6 protein-coding genes and 1 pseudogene are annotated in these 7,281 nt (G+C 63.2%); all 7 read left to right on the top strand.

What is annotated here, in order from left to right; genetic code table 11:
* A pseudogene (locus VK804_RS24995) lies at positions 1-241 on the top strand (NADH-quinone oxidoreductase subunit J); the annotation flags it as partial.
* Entirely contained in the window at positions 238-546 is a 309-nt protein-coding gene (nuoK, locus tag VK804_RS25000) for an NADH-quinone oxidoreductase subunit NuoK (RefSeq protein ID WP_325375201.1), read from the top strand. The pseudogene VK804_RS24995 and the gene nuoK, both read left to right, overlap by 4 nt.
* An 8-nt stretch (positions 547-554) precedes the next feature.
* Positions 555-2,621, top strand: a complete 2,067-nt coding sequence (gene nuoL / locus VK804_RS25005; RefSeq protein WP_325375203.1) for an NADH-quinone oxidoreductase subunit L — start codon at positions 555-557, stop codon at positions 2,619-2,621.
* Positions 2,621-4,126 carry an NADH-quinone oxidoreductase subunit M gene (locus tag VK804_RS25010; protein ID WP_325375205.1) on the top strand — a complete coding sequence of 502 codons (1,506 nt, stop codon included), beginning with the start codon at positions 2,621-2,623 and terminating at the stop codon, positions 4,124-4,126. Before nuoL ends, VK804_RS25010 begins: the two co-directional genes overlap by 1 nt.
* A 10-nt stretch (positions 4,127-4,136) precedes the next feature.
* Positions 4,137-5,573, top strand: a complete 1,437-nt coding sequence (gene nuoN / locus VK804_RS25015) for an NADH-quinone oxidoreductase subunit NuoN (RefSeq protein WP_325375210.1) — start codon at positions 4,137-4,139, stop codon at positions 5,571-5,573.
* Positions 5,574-6,386: a biotin--[acetyl-CoA-carboxylase] ligase gene (locus VK804_RS25020; RefSeq protein WP_325375206.1), complete on the top strand. Its 813-nt coding sequence runs from the start codon at positions 5,574-5,576 to the stop codon at positions 6,384-6,386.
* Positions 6,386-7,281, top strand: an 896-nt coding sequence (locus VK804_RS25025) for a ribonuclease J (protein WP_325375208.1), incomplete at its 3' end; no start/stop codon positions are given. The genes VK804_RS25020 and VK804_RS25025, both read left to right, overlap by 1 nt.

Genomic DNA, 7,281 nt, shown 5'->3' on the forward strand with positions numbered 1-7,281 from the left:
CACCGAAGCGCTCGGCCTCGTGCTTTACACGAAGTATATCCACTACTTCCAGATCGCCGGGCTCGTACTGCTCGTTGCCATGATCGGGGCCATCGTGCTGACGCTGCGCCACAAGGTCAGCGTCAAGCGGCAGGACATCAACGTGCAGAACGCGCGGACGCCCGAGCTCGCCATGAGCGTGCGCAAGGTGGCGGCCGGGCAGGGCCTGCAGGACGCTGACGCGGCGGAGTGGGTGCAATGACGATCGGTCTCGGACACTATCTCGCGGTCGGTGCGATCCTTTTCACACTCGGGATTCTCGGCATCTTCCTCAACCGCAAGAACATCATCATCATCCTGATGTCGATCGAGCTGATTTTGTTGGCCGTCAATATCAACCTGGTGGCGTTTTCGACCTTCCTCGGCGATATCGTCGGCCAGGTGTTCGCGCTGCTGGTGCTCACGGTGGCGGCCGCTGAAGCCGCGATAGGTCTTGCGGTGCTGGTGGTGTACTTCCGCAACCGCGGCTCGATCGCGGTTGAAGACGTCAATCTGATGAAGGGCTAGCGCGTCAAATGATCCAGGCAATCGTCTTTCTGCCGCTGATCGGCGCTGTTCTCGCCGGGCTGATCTCGATATTCGGCGCGCATGCGCGCAATCCGAGCGGCGACATCGTCGAGCATCATGACGACGCACATGGCGCCGATGCCCACGCATCGGTTGCGCATGATGATCATGCCGACGATCACGGCCACGACGACCACGCGGTCGAACCGCCGGCGGCGGGATCGCGGGCGGCTGAGCTGATCACCACCGGATTGCTGCTGGTGGCGGCCGCGCTGTCATGGGTGACGCTGGTCGATGTCGGATTCATGCATCACGACGCCAGGATTGCGCTGTTCCCGTGGATCAATTCGGGCGATCTGCAGGTCGAGTGGTCGCTGCGGGTCGATACGCTGACCGCTGTCATGCTGGTGGTGGTCAACACCGTGTCGTCGCTCGTGCACCTCTATTCGATCGGGTACATGGATGAGGATCCGTACCGGCCGCGGTTCTTCGCCTACCTTTCGCTGTTCACCTTCGCGATGCTGATGCTGGTGACGTCGGACAACCTCGTGCAGCTGTTCTTCGGCTGGGAGGGCGTCGGTCTGGCGAGCTATCTGTTGATTGGATTCTGGTATCAGAAGCCGTCAGCGAACGCGGCGGCGATCAAAGCCTTCGTGGTCAATCGGGTCGGCGATTTCGGGTTTGCGCTCGGTATTTTCGCGATCTTCATGTTGATCGGCTCGACCGACTTCGAGACCATCTTTGCCGGCGCGCCGGGCCTCACCGGCAAGACCATTGATTTCTTCGGCTGGCACGCCGACGCGCTGACGTTGACCTGCGTGCTGCTGTTCATGGGGGCGATGGGCAAGTCGGCCCAGTTCCTGCTGCACACCTGGCTGCCGGACGCCATGGAAGGCCCGACGCCGGTCTCGGCGCTGATTCATGCCGCGACCATGGTTACCGCCGGCGTTTTCATGGTGGCGCGGCTGTCGCCGCTATTTGAGCTCGCGCCCGACGCGCAGGCGGTGGTGATGTTCTTCGGCGCGACCACCGCGCTGTTCGCCGCTACTGTCGGCCTGGTGCAGAACGACATCAAGCGCATCGTCGCCTATTCGACCTGTTCGCAGCTCGGCTACATGTTCGTGGCGATGGGGGCGGGGGCCTATTCGGTCGGCATGTTCCACCTGTTCACCCACGCTTTCTTCAAGGCGCTGCTGTTCCTGGGCTCGGGCTCGGTGATCTATGCGATGCATCACGAGCAGGACATCCGCAACATGGGCGGGCTGAAGGACAAGATACCCTTCACCTACATCGTGATGGTGATCGGCACGCTGGCGCTGACCGGCTTCCCGCTCACCGCCGGTTATTTCTCCAAGGACGCCATCATCGAATCCGCCTACGCTTCCCACAATCCGTTCGCGGTCTACGGCTTCCTGATGACGGTGGTCGCGGCCGGCCTGACCTCGTTCTATTCCTGGCGCCTGATCTTCAAGACCTTCCATGGCGAGCCGCATGACCTCGAACATTATGAGGCTGCGCACGAAAGCCCGCTGTGGATGCTGATTCCGATCGGCATCCTGGCCGCGGGCTCGCTGTTGGCGGGTTTTCCCTTCAAGGAACTGTTTGCCGGCCACGGCGTAGAGGAATTCTTCCGCGAGTCGCTGAAGATGAATCCGCACATCATCGAGGACGCGGAAAATATCCCGGCCTGGATCAAATACCTGCCGACGCTGATGATGGCGCTGGGCTTCGTGGTGTCGTGGATGTTCTATATCCGCAGGCCGTATTTGCCGGTCGAACTCGCCAACCAGCAGCCGCTGCTCTACCAGTTCCTGCTCAACAAATGGTATTTCGACGAGCTATATGACCTGATCTTCGTGCGCCCGGTGAAGTGGCTCGGCCGCTTCCTGTGGAAGGTCGGCGACGGCTACATCATCGATGGTTTTGGGCCGGATGGCGTATCGAGCGGGGTGCTCGACGTCACCCGCAACGTCGTCAAGTTGCAGACCGGCTACCTCTATCACTACGCGTTTGCGATGCTGATCGGGGTCGCCGGGCTGATCACCTGGTTCATGTTCGGCGTGGGAGGCCAGTGATGACGACCTGGCCCATTCTCTCCGTCGTCACCTTCCTGCCCGTGGTCGGCGCGCTGCTGATCTATCTCAGCCGCGGCGACGACGAAGCCGCGCGGCGCAACGCGCGCTGGATCGCGCTGTGGACCACGCTGATCACTTTTGCGGTGTCGCTGATCCTGGTCTGGCGCTTCGACCCCTCGCAGGCGGACTTCCAGTTCGTCGAAAAGACGCAGTGGCTGTCGGCCGGCATCACCTATCACATGGGGGTTGACGGCATTTCGCTGCCGTTCGTGATCCTGACCACCGCGCTGATGCCGCTCTGCATCCTGGCGAGCTGGAAATCCATCAGCTTGCGGGTGCGCGAATACATGATGGCGTTCCTGCTCCTGGAAACGCTGATGGTCGGCACCTTCTGCGCGCTCGATCTTGTGCTGTTCTATCTGTTCTTCGAAGGCGGCCTGATCCCGATGTTCCTGATCATCGGGGTGTGGGGCGGGCCGCGCCGGGTCTATGCCTCCTTCAAGTTCTTCCTCTACACGCTGCTCGGCTCGGTCCTGATGCTGCTGGCGATCATGGCGCTTTACTGGAACGCCGCCACCACGGACATCCCGACGCTGATGCATACCGCCGTGCCGCGGTCTTTGCAGACCTGGGCCTGGCTCGCCTTCTTCGCTTCGTTCGCGGTGAAGATGCCGATGTGGCCGGTGCACACCTGGCTGCCCGACGCCCATGTCGAGGCGCCGACCGCGGGCTCGGTGATCCTGGCCGCGATCCTGTTGAAGATGGGCGGCTACGGCTTCCTGCGGTTCTCGCTGCCGATGTTCCCGCTGGCCTCGCAATATTTCGCGCCGCTGATCTTCTCGCTGTCGGTGATCGCCATCATCTACACCTCGCTGGTGGCCTTGATGCAGGAAGACATCAAGAAGCTGATCGCCTATTCCTCGGTCGCCCATATGGGCTTCGTCACCATGGGAATCTTCGCCGGCACCACGCAGGGCGTGGCTGGCGGCGTGTTCCAGATGATTTCGCACGGCATCGTCTCCGGCGCGCTGTTCCTCTGCGTCGGCGTCGTCTACGACCGCATGCATACCCGCGAGATCGCCGCCTATGGCGGGCTGGTCAACCGCATGCCGCTCTATGCGCTGGTGTTCATGGTCTTCACCATGGCCAATATCGGACTGCCCGGCACTAGCGGCTTCATCGGTGAATTCATGACGCTGATCGGCACCTTCAAGGTTTCGATCCCGACCGCGACGTTGGCCACCACCGGCGTGATCCTGTCGGCCGCCTACGCGCTATGGCTGTACCGCAAGGTGATTTTCGGCACGCTGAAACCGTCGCTGGCCGGCATCAGGGATCTGACCTTCCGCGAGGGCCTCATCATGGCGCCGCTGGTCGCGCTCACCATCCTGTTCGGGTTCTATCCAAAGCCGGTGCTCGACATGTCGGCGACCTCGGTGCAGCAGCTCGTCAACAATTACGCCACCGCCGTGACTGCCGTGAAGGCAGCCGCGCTGGTGCAGTGAAGGCATGAACATGGGCTTTGAGACTGCAGGATATCAGTTGCTGCCGGTGCTGCCCGAGCTCGTGCTGGCGGTGGGCGCGATGGTGCTCCTGATGCTGGGGGCGTATCGGGGCCAGCAGACCACCGCGCTCGTCACCGCCCTTGCGGTTTGCCTGCTGGTTGTGACCGGCGCGCTGGAACTGTGGCTGCCGGCCGGCAAGCTCACGACCTTCGGCGGCAGCTTCATCGTCGATGATTTTGCCCGTTTCCTGAAAATCCTGGCGCTGATCGGCTCGGCGGCGACGCTGGTGCTGTCGGCCGAATATCTCTCCGATCCGTCACGGCGCATTTTCGAGTATTCGATCCTGGTGCTGCTCTCGACGCTCGGCATGATGGTGCTGATCTCGGCGGGCGACCTCATCATGCTCTATCTCGGGCTCGAGCTGATGTCGCTTGCGCTTTACGTGGTCGCGGCGAGCAACCGCGACAATGTGAAATCGACCGAAGCCGGCCTGAAATATTTTGTGCTGGGTGCGCTGTCGTCGGGCATGCTGCTGTACGGCGCCTCGCTGATCTACGGTTTCACCGGCACCGTGGGCTTCGCGGGCATTGCCGCGGCGGTCAAGACCGGCAGCATCGGCATCGTTTTCGGGATCGTGTTCCTGCTCGCCGGGCTGTGCTTCAAGGTCTCCGCGGTGCCATTCCACATGTGGACGCCTGACGTGTATGAGGGCGCGCCGACGCCGGTGACCGCGTTCTTCGCCTCGGCGCCGAAGGTCGCAGCGTTAGCGGTGTTCACCCGCGTGACGCTGACCGCCTTTCCGGGCATCCTGACGCAATGGCAGCAGATCGTGGTATTCGTGTCGATCGCCTCGATGGCGCTGGGATCGTTCGCCGCCATCGGGCAGAGGAACATCAAGCGGCTGATGGCCTATTCCTCGATCGGCCACATGGGGTTTGCGCTTGTGGGCCTTGCGGCGGGCACCGCCGAGGGCGCGCAGGGCGTCCTGGTCTATATCTCGATTTATGTGGCGATGACGCTGGGCTCTTTCGCAGTCATCCTGACCATCAAGCGTGACGGCCGGCATTTCGAAAACATCAGCGATTTCGCAGGCCTTTCGCGCACCAATCCGCTGCTGGCGTTTTTCTTCGCGATGCTGCTGTTTTCGCTGGCCGGCATCCCGCCGCTCGCCGGCTTCTTCGCCAAATGGTACGTATTCGTCGCCGCGATCAAGGCAGACTTGTTCACGCTGGCCGTCATCGGCGTCCTGAGCAGCGTGGTCGGGGCCTATTACTATCTCTCGATCATCAAGGTGATGTATTTCGAGGAGCCGCTTGCGAAGCTCGATCCGATGCGCATGGAGCTGCGCGCGGTGCTGGCGGTCGCGGGCCTGTTCAACATCTTCTTTTTCGTCTATCCGGGGCTGCTGGTGAGCGCGGCAACGGTCGCGGCGAAGTCGCTGTTCTAGATGACCTTCACGCTCGGTCCGCGAGCCATATCGGCGGGTTACCGGCTCGCCGCCTTCGATCAGATCGGTTCGACCAATGCGGAGGCGATGGTGCGCGCCCGCGACGGCGAGCGCGGGCCGATCTGGTTCGTCACCTCGGAACAAACCGCGGGGAGGGGCCGGCGAAGCCGACCCTGGATCGCGCCGCGTGGTAACCTTGCCAGCAGCATCCTGGAGGTGCTCGAGGTGACGCCCGCGGTCGCGGCGACGCTGGGCTTTGCCGCGGGGCTTGCGCTGGAAGCGGCGCTGCGAAGAATAAGCATTGAAGCGTCGCTGCGGGCGGCGGGATCGGACGAGATGAAGTTTTCGCTGAAATGGCCCAATGACGTGCTGGCAGGGCAGAAAAAGCTCGCCGGCATTCTGCTGGAAGCGGAGGCGGTGGCTGACGGCCGCCTCGCCGTCGTGGTCGGGATCGGCACCAATGTGGTCGCAGCCCCCGAGGGCACGCCGACGCCCGCGACCTCGCTGGCCGCCCTCGGCATCCAGATCGACGCGGAAGAGCTGTTTGCGCAGCTGTCGGACGCCTGGGCGGAGTTCCGCGGGCTCTGGGACAAGGGGCGCGGCTTTGGCGCGATCCGCAGGCTTTGGCTGGCGCGCGCTGCCGGGCTCGGCGAGAGGGTCGCGATCCAGACCGGCGGCGCCAAGGTGGAGGGAACATTCGATGGCATCGACGAGACGGGCTGCCTGATGGTGCGCACCACCGCCGGCAAGCTGGTCCCGATCTCGGCGGGCGACGTCTATTTCGGCTCGGCCGCATCAGCAGGGGCAGCCTGATGGCGCGTCCGGACGAACTGACCTTTGCGCCGCTCGGCGGCGTCGGCGAAATCGGCATGAACCTGTCGATCTACGGCCTCGGCAACCGTCACCAGCGCTCCTGGCTCGCGGTCGATCTCGGGGTGTCCTTTGGCGACGAGGAGCATCTGCCCGGCATCGATCTGATCATGCCCGACATCCGCTTTCTGGAAAAAGAGCGCAAGAACCTGGTCGGCCTGGTGCTGACCCATGCCCATGAAGACCATTTCGGAGCCATCATCGATCTGTGGCCGAAGCTGAAATGCCCGATTTACGCGACCAAATTCAGTGCCGCCCTTTTCGAAGCCAAATGCGCCGCCGAGCGCAACGCACCGGAGATTCCGGTCACGGTGGTGCCGTCGGGCGGGCGGATCGATCTCGGGCCGTTCAATGTCGAGTTCATTCCGGTCGCGCATTCGATCCCGGAATCCCATGCGCTGGCGATCCACACCTCCGCCGGCACCGTGCTGCATACCGGCGACTGGAAGATCGACCCGACGCCGATCATCGGCGTGCCCACCGACGAGCGGCGGTTGCGCGAACTCGGCGATGCCGGCGTGCTGGCGCTGATCGGCGATTCCACCAATGCGGTGCGGGAAGGGCGCTCGCCCTCGGAAGCCGAAGTCGCGAGAACCATCACCGAGCTGGTGAAGGGCGCCAAGGGTCGGGTCGCGGTCACGACCTTTGCCTCCAATGTGGCGCGGTTGCGGGCGGTAGCGGACGCCGCGCGTATCTCGGGGCGGGAGGTCGTGGTGGTCGGCCGCGCCATGGAGCGCGTCGTGCAGGTGGCGCGCGAAACCGGGTATCTCGAGGGGGTGCAGAATTTTCGCGGGGCCGACCTGTTCGGTCACTTTCCGCCGGACAAGGTGCTCGCGCT

The organism is Bradyrhizobium sp. (genome assembly GCF_035484855.1).
GTDB lineage: Bacteria > Pseudomonadota > Alphaproteobacteria > Rhizobiales > Xanthobacteraceae > Bradyrhizobium.